The organism is Bacillus sp. AFS055030, assembly GCF_002574545.1.
GTDB lineage: Bacteria > Bacillota > Bacilli > Bacillales > Bacillaceae_G > Gottfriedia.
In genome coordinates this window covers 122,596-141,890 of sequence record NZ_NUGT01000031.1, presented here as the reverse complement: position 1 = coordinate 141,890, position 19,295 = coordinate 122,596, and the positions used below count along the sequence as shown (strand labels likewise).

Sequence of the window (19,295 nt, the reverse complement as noted above, 5' to 3'; positions counted from 1 at the left end):
GATCTACATTTAATTCCTTCGCTAGCTGACTCTTGTTAATTCTCATTTTCAAACTCCCCATAAGTAACTTTAATTTTGGTAAGTCTAAAAGACTCTTAATCTCATAATTGGTTTGAATATTTAGTGATATGTACATACTAATCCCCCCAGGATTAGTATGTAGAAGAGAGTCGAAACTGTACATCTTTATTTAATCAATCTTGTACATATTTAAATTAGCATTTGTAATGTACTTCATTTTGGACTTTACAAAGTACTAGTCTTAGGACAATTGTTCGTAGTTTTTTTGAACAATTTACACGTTTTCCCTTAACTATATATGGAAATTGGATTCAATCAATACTAACTTTTGTTATACCGATTGCTTTTATTAACTTCTATCCTTCTTACCTATTCTTTGGAGATGTCCAGGATGCACCATTCTCTAGTTACCTTATTTATGCCTCACCTATTGTTGCAATTCTGATGTCATTTATTACTTATACTTTGTGGATAAAAGCAATAAATAATTACAAAGGAGCTGGATCTTAATGCCTGTTATAGAAGTGGATCAATTAATACGTGAATTTAGGGTTCATGGCAACACACAAGGCTCTTTTCGTCTTTTAAAAAGATTATTTACTCAAGGTGGATCAGTTAAAAGAGTTGTAGATAATGTTAGTTTCTCTATTGAAAAAGGTGAGTTTGTGGGTTACATAGGGCCAAATGGAGCTGGTAAGTCAACTACCATCAAAATTCTTTCGGGAGTTTTAGTACCCACCAATGGAAAAGTGTTGGTTAATGGAATAGAACCATATAAACACAGAAAAGTGCATTCAAGGAATATTGGAGTAGTGTTTGGACAGAGGACACAGCTCTGGTGGGACTTACCACTTATTGAATCCTTTATACTCCTAGGTAAGATCTACAATATTCCATCTGAGAGGTTTAAGGCTAATTTAAACTTATTTACAGAGTTATTAGATATGGAAAGCTTTTTAAAAACACCAGTAAGACAGTTAAGTCTTGGACAACGGATGAGAGGTGATATAACAGCTGCATTGTTACATGATCCAGATATCCTTTTCCTTGATGAACCTACAATTGGTCTTGATTTAGTTGCTAAAGAAAAAATTCAAAATTTCCTAAAAAGAATAAATAAGGAAAAGAAAGTCACTATCATCCTAACTACTCACAATCTCGATGATATTGAACGCCTATGCAGTAGAGTCATTTTTATAAATAAAGGAAAAGTACACTTTGATGGCAGTTCACAGGAAATGATTCAGTCTTTTGGAGAGCACCGCTACATTGTAGTAGAAGCTAAAGATTGGAACAAAGAAACGTGGCAAGGGCCCGATATAGAAAAAGTGGAGAATGGTAACATCTGGTTTCGTGTACATGATGATACGGAAATAGCAATAATTATTAAGAAATTGGCAGATATAATGACAATTCAGAATCTTACGATTAAAGAACCTAAAATTGAGGATATCATTATGCAAATGTATACAACCAGTAGGAAATGATGCCTTTAAAAATTATGCCTTACATTAAAGAGGTCATGATGTAGTAGTTATAGATAATCTTGGCTATGGCAGGGAGTCTAATACCTCTTAAGAGTCTCCTCTATTGTTAGGAAGTATCTCATATACAAAAAAAACAGAATTTTAATCAATGTATTGGTATTTAATGTATTTTTTAATTTTGTATTAAAAAATGGAAAATTCATATTCCATTAAACATGTAAGAAGGCATTACGATACATAAGAAGTAAAAAAGATTTATGTACCTCCCTAAAACTAATTTTATTGAATGGAGATTAAGTGTATGAAAGTAAATCCTACAAAAGTTGTAATTCCCATGGAAGATCAAGAATTAATTTTTGAAGATCTTAAAGAAGTTTTCTCTAGCGGAAGATTGACATTAGGGGGCTTCACACAAAGATTTGAGAATGAATTAAAGGAACTATTAGCAAGTCAATATGTATCTGCTGTTTCTAGTGGATCAAGTGCCTTAGAAATAGCATGTCTAAGTTTGGAATTAAAATCAAAAGAAGTAATTATTCCTTCAAATACGTTTATTGCTACTCCTATATCCTTTATACGAAATGGCGCAATAGTACGTTATGCAGACTGTGACCCTCATTTTGGTTGTATTACTCTTGATGAGATTAAAAGGTTGCATAATTCTAATACAAGAGCAGTTGTTGTAGTTCATATAGGAGGAATAATAGTTCCTGAAATCCTATCTATTAGAGACTATTGCAAGAAAAACAATCTTTTACTGATTGAAGATGCTGCTCATGCTATAGGTGCTTCTCTTAAAGATATTCAAGCAGGAACATTTGGTGATATTGGTACATTCTCACTTTATCCAACAAAGGTTATAACTAGTGGTGAAGGAGGAATAGTAGTTACAAAACATAAGAATTTACATAGTGAATTTGAAATTTATCGTGATCATGGAAAGTTGGATTTTTCAAACAATCTGCACGTAAGATTTGGTTCAAACTGGCGAATGAGTGAATTGCATGCAATACTTGGTTATTTTCAACTCAAAAGACTTACAAATTTTATTGATGCTCGAAATAAGGTAGCACTTACATATAAGTCGGAAATTTGTAATGAAAGAATAAAATTTGTTTCCCCGGTTGAAGAAGGTTCTACTAATTGGTACAAGGTGTTCTTTATTTTGGAAGAAGGAATTGATAGAGAGAGTTTTAAATCAAAGCTTAAAGACAGAGGTGTACTTTGTGGAGGAGAAGTGTATTAGGTTCCTTGTCATAGACAACCGATAACAAAAATAGATTCAATAGAGTTCCCAGGGACTGAATCATTTACAAATAGACATATTTGCCTTCCAGTATCTGCAGATATGTCAGAGGCCGAAGTGCAACATGTATGTGATGCTATCAACAGTGTGCTTAAAATGGCATAAGGTTGCTATCATAAATTAAATTAATTAGGAGTGATTAGATGCGAGTTGGTGTTACAGGTGGGGCAGGGTTTATTGGTTCACATATAGTCGATATGTTAATAAAAGGGGGACATGAGGTTATTGTATTTGATTATGTAAACCCAAACAATGATGGTGTTAGGTTTGTCCACACAGATATCCTCAATTTAGATTGTTGCTTAAATAACATTAAAAACATTGACGTCTTATATCATCTGGCTGCGGTTTCTGATGTAAATATAGCTATAAAGGATAAACCGCGAACTGTAGAGGTAAATATTAAGGGGACTGCTAATGTACTAGAAGCATTAAGTAAAAATAGAGTTCCAAGAATTATCTATGCTAGTACTGAGTGGGTATATAGTGCTTTTGAGGCGGGAAATATTGCCAATAGAATTCTTGTTGATGAAACATCTCCAATAAATATTAAAAACATGACACATATATATACTTCTACAAAATATATCGGAGAAGTATTATGTGAAAATTACTGTAAAGGAACAGAGGTGAACTTTACAATACTTAGGTTTGGTATTCCTTATGGACCTCGATCAAGAAATGGTACAGTGTTCTACAATTTCTTGAAAAATGCTTTAAATGGAAAACCTATTCAAATTCATGGATCTGGGCTTCAGTTCCGTAACTTTATATATGTAGAGGATCTTGCAACTGGATGTGTGGCAGCACTGTCCGAAAATGCTCAAAATCAAATTATAAATATTGCAGGACAAGAAGCCATCTCTATTAATAAAATTGCTGAAACTATTAAAGAGATATTGGGTCCGCATACCGTTATTGAATATATTCCATCAAGAGAAGGCGATTTTCTTGGAACGTTAGTTTCAATTGATAAAGCTAAACAGCTACTAGAATGGGCTCCCAAGAAGACATTATATGATGGAATAGTCGATTACTTAAATTGGATTCTTAGTCAAAAAGAAAGTTTAACATCTTAAATAACCGTTTTATAAGAATAGCTATCAATTAAAAGGTTGATCTATGGAAAAATAGAAATTTGATTTTCATAGATTATAGAGTACTAACTCTACCCTTGATTATAAATAAATTGGTAAAACAAAATGACTCGAAAATATAAGAAAGCACTCAGATATATCTTAGTGTTCGTAAACTGTGGTTAAGAGTTTAAAGCAAACATCTTCTGTCACCTTTAACAAAAATAACCTAACAATTATAACTTTCAAAGGGAGGGGCTTGGAATGAATGTATTAATGATAACTCCAGATTATCCGCCTAGTGTAGGAGGGATTGGGAGTCATGTAAAGGAACTAACTTCAAATTTGATAGAACAAGGGTGCAAGGTTACAGTCCTGGTTATTAGATTAGACAGATCTACTCTTAATCCGGATGAACTTAAGGTAAACTCCTCAGAAAATCTTACGGTTGTAACATTCCCTAGTGAATTTAAAGTTAATTTTCCTGATATAGAGGATTTTGACTACAATAAGTACCGTTCTGAAATACATCCTTTTAAATTTGCCGCAATGAGTTTAGAAATATTTCCAATGGTATTCAATTACCTTAAAACGTGTAAAAAGTTTGATATATTGCATGTGCATGATGCCTATAATGCTTACATATCAGTTATTGTAAAGAGGTTGTTTAATATACCTATGGTAACAACATTACATGCCCTCTCTACAACTGTTTTTAATATAGTTGATTCTAATAGAAGATACATACTGAATAACTCAAATTCAATTATTGCAGTAAGCTCATGGATGAAAGAACAATTAGAGCCTAGGTTCGGTAAGATAAGCACTAGTGTCCAGGTTATACATAATGGTGTAAGTAGTAATTTTAGCAATAAAATGTTACCAAAAGAGAAAGGAAATTTTCAAAAAAGGAAAATAATAACTTTCTGTGGTAGATTAATTCCTATTAAAGGTTGTCATATATTAATATCAGCTTTTGCAAAGGTTCTTGCCATGATTGACTCAGGTACAGATCTAAAATTAAAGATTATAGGAGATGGAAATGCTAAGGAAGAGTTAGAGTATTTAGTAAAAAGACTAAACCTCGAACCCTTTGTTGAATTTACAGGTTATAAATCACCAAGTGAGGTTAGAGAGATATTAAATACTTCTTCTGTACACGTAGTACCTAGTTTAACAGATAACTTTCCTATGGTAGCTTTAGAGGCAATGGCTGAAGGTACTCCTCTAATAGTATCAGCAGTGGGTGGTTTAGTAGAGATAGTGAAAGATGGACAAAATGGAATTCTAGTTTCTCCAAATAACATAGAGGAATTAGCTCGGGCAATAATTTTACTGTTAAACAATAAACAAACAGCAATGAATTACTCAAAGAAAGGATTGGAGGTAGTTAAGGGTATTAACTGGGCAAGTACCGCAACTAAAACCTTAGAAGTATATAATCAGACTCTAATAGAATATGAAAATCGTATTCATCACGAGAACCATCAAAGACAAATGCTTACAAATGACAAAAAGTCTTTTTAGTGGTAGGAGTAGTTAGAATTTCCAACTATCTCACTTTTGTTAAGGGTCAATTCAAAAGACTAAATTACCTTTCATTGTGTTAGAACGCGGTGAAACGATTAGAAAGGAATTGTAGGATAATGAATATTTTAGGATTGTTATCAAATGGGGATAACCCGGCAGCTTGCCTAATAGAAAACGGTAAATTGACCTTTTTTGCTGAGGAGGAACGGTTTTGTAGAATTAAAAAAGCTCCTAACCGTAGACCTATCAATGCAATTAAAGCTGCACTAAAATGGAGTAAACTAAAAATAAGTGACATAGATCATATAGCAATAGGCTGGGACAATAACAAATATCCAAATTATATGAATCATTTCTATAAACAAAGCTTTAATGATCAAGATATTATAGGATCGGCGATACAAAGTATTCAATTGATTGAATACAATCCTGAATTGGAAAAACGTATGCTTGCCTATGCACTAAAGAGTGGAGGAATAGAAGGTGACCTACCTCAAGTATCATTTTATTCTCACCACCTCTCTCATGCTGCAAGTGCTTACTACCTTTCAGGCTTTAAGGAGGCAATTGTTGTAGCCTTAGATGCTCATGGTGAAGAGAACACAACGGTAATCTACAGGGGACAAGATCACGAACTAATAGAATTGGAGAAGTATGTTCAACCAGAATCTTTGGGGTGGTTTTATTCAGCTTTCACGGAATTTTTAGGACTAAAAGCTAATAGTGGAGAAGGTAAGGTAATGGGTTTAGCACCTTTTGGCTCCCCAAATATGAAGATTAGAAATAAATTAGATAAGGTTCTTTGGTGGGAAGAAGAAAAATATAAAATCGATTCATCTTATATATGCCAAGGGAAAAGGGAATATAGTCAAAGGTTTACCGATAAGTTAATTTTAGAATTTGGGAGTCCTAGAACACCCGAAAGTGAGATATTACAATACCACATGGATTTAGCTTATGAGGTACAAAGGAAATTAGAAGAAATCGTAGTTAAAATCGTTAACAAATACGTAAAGCTAACAGGCATTAGAGATATATGCATCTCAGGTGGAATAGGTATGAATTGCAAAATGAACGGAGAGATTCACCAGTTACCTGAGGTGGATCGTTTATTCTTAAATCCAGCTTCTAATGATGCAGGAACTGCTATTGGAGCAGCTCTACTTTGTTGTAAGGACCTGCATATTTCCCCATTAAAAAATAAGTTAGAACACGCCTATTGGGGTCCTGAATATTCAGATATAGAAATTGAGAAAATCCTACTAAATAACAAGTTAAATTATCGTTATGTGGAAAATATTGAAAAGTTTGCAGGGGAACAACTACATTATGGAAAGATAATTGCTTGGTTTCAAGGTAGGATGGAGTTTGGTTCAAGATCTTTAGGGAACAGGTCTATCTTGGCTAACCCAACAATTCCAGAAATGAAGGATAAAGTTAATGGAACGATAAAATATAGAGAATACTTTAGACCCTTCGCCCCGAGTATTATGGAGGAGTATCAACAAGATTATTTATATCATTCATTTGAATCTCCTTTTATGATTGTTGCTGATTATATAAATAATGAAAAGAAAGCTTTAATACCATCTGTAGTTCATGTGGATGGTTCTATTAGGCACCAAACCGTCTCAAAAGGGACTAATTATAGATATTGGAGTTTAATAAACGAATTTTACAAGCTAAGTAAGGTACCTGTTTTACTGAACACCTCTTTTAATGTTAGAGGTGAACCAATTGTATGTTCACCGCAGGATGCGATCAGGTGTTTTTATGGTACTGGATTGGATATATTAATAATGGGTAATTATGTAATAGAAAAAAATAATGGTTGAGCAATACTTAGCCTGTACTGTAATTTGTACAATCTTTACAAGAATGATAGTGAGTTGATAGTATTTTTTATTATTCATAAAGTAAAGGAGGAAGTAAACTATGAATAGATTCTCTTTCCAGGAATATAAAGAGATAATAAATCGTATCAAGAAGACACATCAAGTACTTGATTTTAGCGATATTGATGATTTTACAAATAACTTTGCTATTATTCGGCATGATGTAGAATTCTCAGTTGAAAGGGCACATGCTTTGGCTCAATTAGAAAATAAACTCGGTGTATGCTCAAGTTACTTCTTCCAGATAAGAAACAATGCCTATAATATATTTTCTAAAGAGAACATTGAAAAGATACAATCTATTGCTAAGATGGGACATAAAATTGGGATACATGTTCATTTAGGTATGCTTAAAAATATAAAATATCTAGAGAGATATATTAGTGATGACATTACTGTTATGCAAAATTTTCTTGATATACCTATTGATAGATTTTCCTTCCATAGACCTACCAAAGAAGTTTTATTGTTAAATCTAAAGATGAATGGTCTCATAAATGCCTATGAAGATCGTTTTTTTGAATATAGGAATAAGGAGGATAATCTTGAAAACCTTAGAGTAAAATATTTTGCAGATTCCATGCATCGGTGGGACTATGGATATCCAGATAGTGCATCATTACAGTTATACCCCAAATTCCAACTATTAGTTCATCCTTTTTCATGGACCAGACTTGGGTATGATTATTTTTCAAATATAAATGTATTAATTGACGAAAAGTCGTCAATATTGAGCTCGACTATTGATTTAGAAATGGCCGAGTAAACTTTAAATTTTAGTTAGTTTCTGAGATTGATAATAAAAATTTTCATTAGTGCAAGTAGTGCTTAAAGTATACTAATGAGGAGTGTGAGATAAATGAGTGTAGAAAATAAATTTCTTTCAAGTAAGACAATTAGAATAAATGGGGGAAACCGGCTTCGAGGGGAAACAACTGTTGATGGTGCAAAGAACTCTGTAATACTTTTAATTCCAGCAGCATGTGTGGCGACTAGAGGAGTAACTAATTTAGAGAATGTTCCTTTAGTGTCGGATGTAGATGTCATGATAGATATAATGGATGAAATTGGAATCATAAGTTCTAGGGAAGGATCTTCTTTGTCTATAGATAGCACAAGTTTAAAGAGCGGACACATTAGTCAGAACTTGATGTCTAAGATACGTCACTCAATTCTTTTTCTGGGACCTCTTGTAGCAACTTTAGGAGAAGCTAAAATTTCTCTGCCTGGGGGGGATAACTTTGGAGACCGTCCGATTGACATACATATTAGTGCTTTAAAATCACTCGGTATAGATACTACTATAGAAAATGGAATCATATATGCTAAAGCAAAGGAATTACCTCTTAAAGCGGCTAATATAAATTTAAGATTTCCAAGCTTTGGTGCAACAGTTCAATCAATACTTACCGCCTGCCGTGCTGTTGGTACAACAGTAATAGAGAATGCTGCCATCGACCCGGAAATTGTTGATCTAATACTTTTTTTGAATAAAATGGGTGCGAATGTTCAAGTCAGTGGAACAAGAAAAATAACCGTTCAAGGCGTTGAGAATTTAGAAGGTGTTAATCACCAAGTAATTCCGGATCGTCTAGAAGCTGGGGCATTACTCGTTGCCTTTGCAGTAACAAGGGGAGAAGGAATTATCCATGGTGTCATTCCAGAGCACAATGGTACAATAATAGCACTGTTGAAAGAGATCGGACTTGAATTGAAGTATATAGGTACAAACTCGATAAGCGTATTTACCCCGAAAGAACTGCAATCTATTTGTATAAGTGCTTCTCCATTCCCAGGTCTATCTACTGATATGCAACCTCAAATAGTTAGTTTAGCAACTATTTGTCAAGGTGAATCAGTGATAAAAGATACCGTTTTTGATGGAAGATTTTCAATTTGTGCAGAATTAAGGAAAATGGGTGCTCTTATAGAGATAGACAGGGAAAGTAATCTTGTTAGAATTAATGGGGTAGGATCTTTAAAAGGAACTCATGTGGAAGCTAAGGATATTCGTGCTGCAGTCGGTCTTGTTTGTGCCGGAATAGCTGCAACAGGGACTACTTATTTAAGTGGTTTAGAACATTTGCATCGTGGACACGGGAATTTAGTCAATAAACTATATGAGTTAGGTGCAGAAATTGAATATGTTTCTGATTAAATAACTTTGAATTGTAACCCGAATAAAAGACACTTTAAAAAAGGTCTATTGTTCGGGTACTTTTATACTATTTGGCATATCCCCTCTGTGGTTAAATCATCTGTCTATCCAGGGCATATATTAAAAGTAGGTACTTTAGATAATAGTGTGCGATTAGTTCAAGAAAAATTAAAAATCAAAGCAGATAAGATATTTGGGCCAACAACTGAAAATGCAGTGAAAGATTTTCAAAAGAATAATGTCTAACAGTAGATGGGAAAGTTGGCCCCATGAAATGGGCTAAATTATTCTACGTGTTAACTATTAATTAACACTCGCATTTTTCCTTATCTAAAGTATGAAAAGGAAAAATATATTAAAAGGGTACGAATGCTAATTTTGATTTGCAAATTAGAAACATCTACGCAACTAATACACCTGATATGCCAAAGGTTCTTGAGCTGATTTAACGATCAGCTCGCATTTTAAGATAAAATTCAAATTAAGAAAGATGTTTTTTAACCTACTGTTTACTGAACTTATAACAAAATTCCAATTACCGGAATATTACATTTCAGTACTTAATTAAGAGATTATACTTCTTGTTTTTTAAGTAATTGAAAATGTTACTATTATTCTTTATCGATCTAATAAAATCCTTATTATTAAAAGAGAATGTTCATTTTGGTGACGAGTTTCTTCTTATATATATGCGTTGTTTTAATATCTCTTCATACTCTCTTACAAGCTTGTTAAAGGTTGTTTTTTTATACCTGATTCTTTCATAGCTTTAACGGCTGTCATTTCCTCCGATTTCCATCGAGTAAATTTCAATAAAATTTTCGTTCAATTCTGCTTTTGGTCTTCCAAACGTAACACCATTTTGAAGTGCTGCATCGACTCCTTCACGCTCCTCTTCGGCCATCCAAGAAAGAATTTGTAAAACAAGATTTGCTATAAAGGTACCAAAACAATCTTTATATTGAGTAGTATCTAATATAGACAATCAAATATAAGTGACCTTTAGCTTGATAGACAAAGAGGATAATTCCACTTGGCTACAAGCTTTTTTATTGATTAGAAAAATTGATATTAATGCGAGAATAACTCGGATCTTTTAATGTTAAGAAAAAATGAATAAAAAGTAATATTGAGTTGTTTAAAGACTAATAAATTTATAGTTGATTAGTTGGATATAGTATTAAAAATTTATAATATACAGTAAAAATATTGTAATAAAAATGCAATGAATTTATAATTTTATTTATTTTCAAAATATTACGAAAGGAATATGGAATTCAGAAAAAAAAGGTCAATTTCTATCTAGAACATATCAAAATTGAATAAGAGGATGGCTATACACATGAAGAAACATACACTAAGGTTTTTCTTTATTAGGATTGTGTTAACAGTTTTAGTTATTAGTTCAATTCAATTAAAAGCATTTGGTGAAGAATTAACTAGTACGAAAAAAGTTGATGAGACAGTAGTTCAAACAAACTCGGTTGAAGATACTGAACCACAAGTCGGAGAATTAATTGATGAGCGTACGGCTAATACCAAAACATTCTATAATGGCGACGGTAAATACACTGAAAAAGTATACTTTGAACCTGTAAATATGAAAGAACCAGGAGAAACAAACTTCGAAGAAATTTCTCCAGATTTGGTAAAAGATAATACAACTACAAATATCATAAAAACAGAAAATACTGCGATCGATACTGAATTCCTTAAAACAATGTCAAATGGCAAATACGCTAATTTTTCATATAAAGGGCATTCTTTGTCATTGTCTATATTACAGGCTGCGGGAGAAGATAAAACAACATTAAACGCAAGTGATGTTGATGCCAGGTTTGTTGAGAATACGAACAAAATTGTTCATGAAAGTGTTTTTCCTCAAATTGATTTACAAAACTACACCTTTAATCAAAATACAAAAGAAGATTTAGTTTTACACCTATACGATGGTTATCATATTTTTACTTTTAATATTCAAACTGACTTAAAAGCGACGATTGATGAAGATGGCAATATTCAAATGAAAGATGATGATGATAAGAAGATTTTTGAATTGCCAAAACCATTTATGTCGGATTCGAATATTAATGAAGGTTCCGGAGAAGCAGTTACATCTGATAAAGTGAGCTACGATATCGAAGAAATAGATGGTGGATATAAATTAACGTTAAATGCTGATCCAGATTGGTTAGCAAGTCCTGAACGAGTGTTCCCAGTATTTATTGATCCGACAACTTCTGTAACGGATTCATCAGATACGTTTGTAATGAGCGCCTATCCAACTACAAATTATTCTAGTACGTCTTCAAAATGGGACTCTGGGCTAGGTGCATATATCTTAAAAATTGGTAATTATGATAGTACTACCGGTACTTGTTATGCATTTTTAAACCAAGGGTTACCAGCAAATCTAACTGGTTTAACGATTACTAGTGCTTCATTTAATGCATACGTAAAACATAGTGCTTCTTCCAGTGCAACAGGTATTTGGTTAGATCGTATTACGGGATCATGGATTAACTCGTCTGTGACTTGGGATACGAAACCTAGTTCTACAAATATAGCAACTACTACTGTAGGAGAGGGTCAGTGGGCCAACTTCGATATTACAAATACAGTAAAAAGTTGGCTAAGTGGTTCTTTAACTAATTATGGTCTAAAATTACATGAAAACGGAAATGGATCATCTTATTGGAAAAAAATAATTTCAACGTCAAATTCTGATAACAATCCATACATATCCGTTAACTATACTATTCCTACACCTGATTCACCAACTGGATATGCCTATTCATATGGTGATAGTACCAATTCAGGATACGTTGATTTAAATTGGGATGCAGTTCCAGGTGCGACTGGTTATAAAGTGCTAATTTTTAATGGGAATGATTATGATGAGTTTTCTGTTGGAAATGTAACAAGCTGGAGTACAAAAGGGAGGAAAATTTGGCCATCGCCATCAGAAATCGCAAGTGGAATTTATACATTGCATCATGTCAGTACAGATGGTGGAGTAGAACTACCAAATGATCCATCAGCTTTATATAAAAAGAATGGAAATAAATACCCTACAAATACAAATTATTGGTTTCGAATAAAAGCTATCTATCCGTTAGGTGAAAGTGCTCAATCTGACCCACCTTTTAAACCGACGATACCAAATCTGAAATTTGCAGAAATGACCTCTGTTAATAGTTTTACTAGAGGAACAAACGGATATATTGATTTAAGTTGGAAGCCTGTGACAGGTGCAACTGGTTACAAGTTTTTAATGTATAACGGAAAAGCATTCGAATCATTAGATATCGGCAATGTGACATCATGGACAACTAAAGATAAAAAGTATTGGCCAAAACCGACAGAAAGTTATGATTTACATTTAGATAACACAAAATCGGGTGATGAACTAGCAATAGATCCGTCTATAGTCTATCAAAAAGCAAATCCCAATTATAAACCAAGATATTACGTATTAAAAATTGTTCCATATAATGCTAATGGTGAGACGGTGCAACCTGCAGCTTCTTATTCATACATTCCGCTAATCCCTGTACCTAGTCCTCCAACAGGACGAGCTTATACAAATTTAAGTCAAAGTAACTCAGGATACGTAAACTTGAGTTGGGATAAGATTTCGGGAGCAACAGGTTATAAAGTATGGGTTTACAATGGAAAAGACTATGAATCCTATGATGTAGGGGATGTAGATAATTGGACCACACAAAATAAAGGAATTTGGCCGAGTCAATCGGAAATTGATGGTGGCATGAAAAATTTACATCATCCGACTAACCCGGATGATCCTAATTATGGTGGTGTAGAATTACCTCTCGAACCATCTAAACTGTATGCAAAAAATGGGACAACTTATGCAACTAGTCCATACTATTACTTTAGGATAAGTGCATATAATACCCAAGGAGAAACTGTATATTCAACAACATATTTTAGAACAGTAATTGGAGAAGCAGTACCATTTCTCGGTATTCAAGACTATTGGTCATATGTGGATGTACCTGGTGGTAGTGTTAATACTGCAACTGGTAACTATATCAGAAGTGAAAATGATTTTTCATTAGGTGGAAAAGGACCAGGCATCACAATTGAACGAACTTATAATAGTCAGTCAACAATCAATGGATTATTTGGAGTAGGCTGGCATAGTAACTTAGATGAATCGATTACATTAATAAATAATGAAGCTCATTATGTAGATGAAGATGGCACACTTTTAACATTTGAAAAAGATTCAAAAGGAGTATATCAACCACCAACAGGCGTTGATTTAACATTAACAGATAATGGCTCAGAACTTACACTTAAAGATAATAGTCAAATAACAAAGACTTTCGATAAGACGACTGGTCAGATTAAAAGTATAGAAGATGGAAATCATCTTAAAACAACATTTAATTACACTAATAATCAATTGACATCAATATCTGATGCGTCAAATCGAAAAGTGGTAGATATCCAATATAATGTTGAAGGACATATCAATCAGTTAAGTATATTTTCGAGTCGTACAATCAATTATGAGTATAGTGGAATGTTGCTGTCAAAAGTAACCAATACAAATAATGAAACAACTCAATACGAGTATGATACTGAAAATAAAATGACAAAAGTATCATTACCGGTTATTTCAACAAATTCGCCAACTATCAATATTGTATATCAAGATGATCAAGTAACTTCCATAACTGATCCAATGGATAAGATTTATCAATTAACTTATGATACTGATTCAGATGGGAATTATGTAAAAGTTCAATTCCCAAATGATAAAATCAATCAGTATTGGTACAATGCAGATGCCAATCCGACTAGAATAAAAGAAGATGTTGGCGGAAAAAATACGACAAGTACATATTACTATGAAGGTAATAGATTGAAAGAATCATATGATCCAAATGATGTTAATAAATCGCCAACTGAATCCTTTTCATATGATTCGAACGGTAATACAGATACAGCTACATCTCATTATGGTACAGAAGATTTTGATTATGATGATTTAAATAATGAAACTTCTTATACAGATACAGAGTCAAAAGAATCGACTACAGTTTATGATGGAATAAATGCTATATCGGATAATGATATTACAAATGCTATTGCATCCTATACTAAATATGATAACTATGGGAATGCTATCGAAACTAGTAATAGTTTAAGTGCAGCAACAAATTTATTAACCAATGGTAGCTTCCAAAATGATTTGACAGGTTGGACTAAAATCGTCACTCCTGTAAATGATACTGGTACAATTAGTATCGATTCAATCGGGAAAAACGGAATTAGTGGAAATAAATCAATCAAATTTTCTCCACAATCAACATCAAGTTCATCCGGATATCTATATTTGTACCAAACGATTTCAAACATCAAAGAAAATACGAATTATACTTTGAGTTCAGATATTAAGTCAGATTTATCGAATGTGAAAGCCATCTATCGATTCCAGTTTTTTAATGCTAGTGGTACAAGCATTGGAACTACAATTGGAACAATTAATGTTTCTGGAAAACAAGATTGGATTAATAGACCTTTTTCTTTTAAAACGCCAGCTGGCACAACGAAAGTTCAAGTTAAACTAGAAGTAGATCATAACTCTATTGATGGTAAAGGTGATGTGTGGTTTGATTCTGTTCAATTAGAAAAGGCAGAGTTTCAATCTAACTTTAACCCAATTGAAAATGGAGGGTTTGAAAACTCACTTACATCCTGGACAGGTAGTGGTGGTACTGTTGATTCAACTGAACAGTTTGATTCATCAAATTCATTAAAAATCGTTCGTTCAAGTTCAACAGCTCCTACAAATGAGTATAAACAAACGGTTTTAATTGGACAAAAACCAGATGATCAACCTATTGATCTAACTTTAACGGGATTGTCTAAAGCAACAAATGTTGTTATTCCAATTGGTGGCACGAAAGATCCGACTAAATATGCATTAAAAGCAGTCATTAATTACACAGATGGAACAAACACAACTATTACTGCGAACTTTTTAGATGGAACAAAAGAATGGAATCGAGCATATGCAGATATCCCAGCAACAGCAACAAAAGTAATCAATACAATTGATGTGTCAGTTGTTTTTGGAGGGAACTTTACAGGTACAGCATGGTTTGATGGTATTCGCATTATAAAAGGAAAAAATAAAACAATATCTAGCTATGATACTGATAGTAATTACTTAATTCAAACGACTGACCAAGCAAATTATTCAACTAAATTTGAATATGACACGTTTGGAAATAAAACAAAGGAAACAGATGCGAATCAAAATGTGAAACAATTCCATTATGATAATGCAGATCAACTAGATAAAGTCACACTTGCAAATGATACAACTATCGATTATAAATATAAGTCAGGTTTACAAACAAGTAAAACAATTAATAGTAAAATAGATAATCTTAATCAGACCTACCATTTTGACTATGATGACAATGGTAATTTAATAAAAATAACCGGACCTCTAAATGATATTACAACAAATAAGTACGATGATAATGGACGATTAATTGAATCAACTTTGCCAAGTGGTACAACGATTTCAAATACTTATGATGGTTCAGATCGCATAACTTCATTTGCTTACAACCATATAAACTATTATGATTTTACGTACGATGGAAATGGAAATCAAACAAAAGTTGTCGATGCTCAGTTAAATCGAACAACTACAAACGATGTAATCGACACTAACAACCGTATTACTAAAAAAACCATAACGCAAGGAACGGCAAGCTCGGTCCAAACGTGGTTGTATCCATCTGATTCAGATAAATTAATAAGCACAACTTTTAACCAAGGGCCAATATCTGAGTCAACAAGTTATTCGTATAATAATATGAATCAAAATTCAACTGTTTCAAATAGTGGCAAGAACTTTTTATTTAATTATGATGAATTTGGAAACTTGCGTTCCTATACCGCAGGTAATAATTCGAATACATCATATCAATATAATAATAGAAATTTAATTGATACAGAGCGAATTCAATTAGATAATGGTTCAATTCTTTTAGATGAATCATATGAGTACGATAAAAATGGTAATCGTACAAAAGTAAATTTACCAAGCAGCCAAGTTGTTTACGCATATGATTCTTTGAATCAATTAACATCTGAAGAACTTCCAGATGGAACAAAAAAGGTTTATAGTTATGACGGCTTTGGTAACCGTACAAATATGAAAGTAACTAAAGATGGTGTAATAACTGAAACAAACTCCCAATTTAATAATGAAAATCAATTAACTGAATATGGTAATGACCCAATTCAGTATGATTCTGATGGTAATCGAACAGATGATGGAGATTATCATTACAAGTGGAATCCATTAGGCCAACTAATTTCAATTACGAAAAACGGAGAAAGTAATCCATTTACGACATATAGTTATGATGAGCAAGGTCGTAGGATTGAGAAGACGGTTGATGGTGTAACAACTAAGTATTTTTATGATGGAGATAGTATCCACGTATTATATGAAACTGATAATACGGGGGCCGTGTTACGATCCTATATCTATTCAGCTAATGGTCAACGTCTAGCGATGAAAACACAAGGACAACTATTTTATTACCATTACAATGCACATGGAGACGTTATTTCATTAACTGATCAGACGGGCCAAATTGTTGCATCATATGAATATGATGCATGGGGAAATGTAGTAAAATCAGATGCTCAGGGTTTGGCTAATGATAATCCATTTGGCTATGCAGGTTATATGTATGATAAAGAAACAAAGTTATATTACTTGATTGCTAGATATTATCAACCTGAAACTGGAGTATTCTTATCTCTTGATCCGGAACCCGGGGATGAAGATGATTCTCTTACTCAAAATGGATACACATATGTAAGTAATAATCCTATACAATATATTGATACGGATGGTGAATACCAAGCGTCTATCGGTTACTTAGATGCACCAGGTGGTGCAGGTGCTGTTGTAGGTACTTCTATTGCAGTTGGTGGAGGAATCTACGTTGGACATAAAATTACGGCAAGTAAAGCAAAAAAGGCAAAAAAAGAAAAAAATCCTGATCCACATGCAAGACCTGGACAGAAAAAGCAGGGACGAGAGAATAAGACAAAAGCTAGAAAATCAAAGGATTTTGAAAATAGGTCTAATAAACGCCATGGACCACCAAAGCCTAAGAAACATACACCTAATAGAGATCATAGAAAGCACTAAAAGGGATGAAGAAGAATGCATATATGGACTTTAGATAATTGGACTAAATATTATAGTGTTAACTGTCGCCGCGGTCTGCGTTTAAAGTTTGATAAAGAAGTTGATGTGGAAGTTAGAAGAGCTATAAAAGAATTTTGCAAGTGGTTAAGAAGAGAATATTATTTTCCTGTCCGAATTCCTATTTATATAAAATCGCATAGAAGAATAAAAGCTTTAGATGGGGATATAGTTGTAGGAACATTTTTTGAGCCATTTGATAGAAATGTTGAGCCGTATATCCGTATTGCGACTGGAGATTATGAAGATTTATTAAAAAAATGGGGGAAAAGTAAGGCGTTAACAGCTTATATAATAACAATTGCCCATGAATTAACACATTATTTTCAGTGGATCAATGACATTTCATTAACAGACATTGGCCGGGAAAGACAGGCAACTAACTATTCTTACTATATAAAAGATGAATACAGTGAGACTCGAGATCACCCTTAATTTAAAAAGTAGGGAAAAGTAAAAGTTGAAGGTGGAGAGGATAAAAAATCATATGTATGATTTTACTTAAGAAAAAATTGAATTTTCACATAATAACAACGTGAATGACTGAAAAAAATTTTTGTTAGACGATTCAATAAAGATTATTTTCATGTAAAACGGCTCCTTTTGTTTAGTACTACATTTGGTCTTAGCAGAATTTTTAACTACATTCTTGCCAAGTGCAACCTACGATAACAAAATGGAGCCGTTTCGTTTTTCATTTAATAAACTGCCATCTATTTTCAAAAAAGACCTATTAGGCAACTCGCAATTTTCAAAATAGAAAAAAATTGATTATATTGTGACTAGTTTCTTCCATTTAAAATATGTAATTTATTAGTGATTTCCTCATACTCTTTTACAGTTTATATATCATCTATTAGACCCTTTCCTCGTACTGTTTTATAAATTTATAAAATGTAGTTTTCTTCATCCCTAATCCCTTCATTGCAGCAACCCCTGTTATTTCTTTTGACTTCCATCGTTTATATACAGTTTCAAATTCTTCACCAAGTTGTATAGTTGGTCTCCCGAATTTAACCCCATTTCGTAGAGCTGCATCAATTCCCTCTCGTTGACGCTTACGAATCCTTTCCCGTTCCTCTTCAGCCATCCAAGATAAGATTTGCAAAACAAGATCTGCGATAAATGTACCTAAACTATCTTTATATTGAGTCGTATCTAACAATGGCATATCCAAGACGACAATGTCAGCTTGAATATTTTTCGTTATGTCGTTCCATTCCTCCAAAATGCCTTCTTTATTTCTTCCGAATCGATCGAGGGAATGGATATAAAGGATGTCTCCTTTTCTTAGAATCCGTTTCAACAATTGATATTGTTCTCGGTAAAAATTTTTACCACTTTGTTGATCAATAAAAAGATCACGCTCATCTATACCATGTTGTTTCATGGAATCTAATTGTCTTTGTTCATTTTGATCCTTACTACTTACTCGAATGTATCCAAATTTCCGACTATCCATTATTTTCATTCCTTTTTCCAATTTGATACCTAAATTATACCAAATTACGTTCGTAAATCTATAAGATTTCATCGAACGTCCG

11 protein-coding genes and 3 pseudogenes are annotated in these 19,295 nt (G+C 33.1%); 11 read left to right on the top strand and 3 right to left on the bottom strand.

Features of this window, described 5'->3' with window-relative positions:
• Window positions 1-136 (bottom strand): annotated as a pseudogene (locus CN925_RS13375) (IS21 family transposase); the annotation flags it as partial.
• Window positions 137-243: 107 nt separating this feature from the next.
• Here CN925_RS13375 and CN925_RS21720 point away from each other — a divergent pair.
• From CN925_RS21720 to CN925_RS21345, 9 genes and pseudogenes are all read left to right on the top strand, one after another.
• Window positions 244-531: pseudogene (locus tag CN925_RS21720) on the top strand (ABC-2 family transporter protein); the annotation flags it as partial.
• Window positions 531-1,508, top strand: a complete 978-nt coding sequence (locus tag CN925_RS13365) for an ABC transporter ATP-binding protein (protein WP_098846716.1) — start codon at window positions 531-533, stop codon at window positions 1,506-1,508. The pseudogene CN925_RS21720 and the gene CN925_RS13365, both read left to right, overlap by 1 nt.
• A 286-nt stretch (window positions 1,509-1,794) precedes the next feature.
• Window positions 1,795-2,919, top strand: a pseudogene (locus CN925_RS13360) (DegT/DnrJ/EryC1/StrS family aminotransferase).
• A 38-nt stretch (window positions 2,920-2,957) separates the two neighbouring features.
• Window positions 2,958-3,893, top strand: a complete 936-nt coding sequence (locus tag CN925_RS13355; RefSeq protein ID WP_098846714.1) for an NAD-dependent epimerase/dehydratase family protein — start codon at window positions 2,958-2,960, stop codon at window positions 3,891-3,893.
• Window positions 3,894-4,154: 261 nt separating this feature from the next.
• The gene (locus tag CN925_RS13350) at window positions 4,155-5,417 is read left to right on the top strand and encodes a glycosyltransferase family 4 protein (protein ID WP_098846713.1); all 1,263 of its coding nucleotides are present in this window, start codon (window positions 4,155-4,157) and stop codon (window positions 5,415-5,417) included.
• Between the two features lie 119 nt (window positions 5,418-5,536).
• Window positions 5,537-7,255: a carbamoyltransferase family protein gene (locus tag CN925_RS13345; protein WP_098846712.1), complete on the top strand. Its 1,719-nt coding sequence runs from the start codon at window positions 5,537-5,539 to the stop codon at window positions 7,253-7,255.
• Between the two features lie 100 nt (window positions 7,256-7,355).
• On the top strand, window positions 7,356-8,081 hold the full coding sequence (locus tag CN925_RS13340) for a polysaccharide deacetylase family protein (RefSeq protein ID WP_098846711.1): 726 nt from the start codon (window positions 7,356-7,358) through the stop codon (window positions 8,079-8,081).
• Window positions 8,082-8,174: 93 nt separating this feature from the next.
• Window positions 8,175-9,473, top strand: a complete 1,299-nt coding sequence (gene murA, locus CN925_RS13335) for a UDP-N-acetylglucosamine 1-carboxyvinyltransferase (protein WP_098846710.1) — start codon at window positions 8,175-8,177, stop codon at window positions 9,471-9,473.
• A gap of 87 nt (window positions 9,474-9,560) precedes the next feature.
• Complete coding sequence (locus CN925_RS21345) at window positions 9,561-9,719, top strand: peptidoglycan-binding domain-containing protein (protein WP_180232954.1); 159 nt, start codon at window positions 9,561-9,563, stop codon at window positions 9,717-9,719.
• A 523-nt stretch (window positions 9,720-10,242) separates the two neighbouring features.
• Here CN925_RS21345 and CN925_RS21600 read toward each other — a convergent pair.
• Complete coding sequence (locus CN925_RS21600; RefSeq protein ID WP_286138345.1) at window positions 10,243-10,458, bottom strand: hypothetical protein; 216 nt, start codon at window positions 10,456-10,458, stop codon at window positions 10,243-10,245.
• Between the two features lie 357 nt (window positions 10,459-10,815).
• Here CN925_RS21600 and CN925_RS13320 point away from each other — a divergent pair, with 357 nt between their 5' ends.
• Both CN925_RS13320 and CN925_RS13315 read left to right on the top strand, forming a co-directional pair.
• Entirely contained in the window at window positions 10,816-17,694 is a 6,879-nt protein-coding gene (locus CN925_RS13320; protein WP_180232953.1) for a DNRLRE domain-containing protein, read from the top strand.
• Between the two features lie 15 nt (window positions 17,695-17,709).
• Window positions 17,710-18,186, top strand: coding sequence for a hypothetical protein (locus CN925_RS13315; protein WP_098846707.1), 477 nt, complete (start codon window positions 17,710-17,712; stop codon window positions 18,184-18,186).
• A 421-nt stretch (window positions 18,187-18,607) separates the two neighbouring features.
• Here the strand turns inward: CN925_RS13315 and CN925_RS13310 are convergent, their stop codons facing one another.
• On the bottom strand, window positions 18,608-19,213 hold the full coding sequence (locus tag CN925_RS13310) for a recombinase family protein (RefSeq protein WP_098846720.1): 606 nt from the start codon (window positions 19,211-19,213) through the stop codon (window positions 18,608-18,610).
• Between the last annotated feature and the right edge of the window lie 82 nt (window positions 19,214-19,295).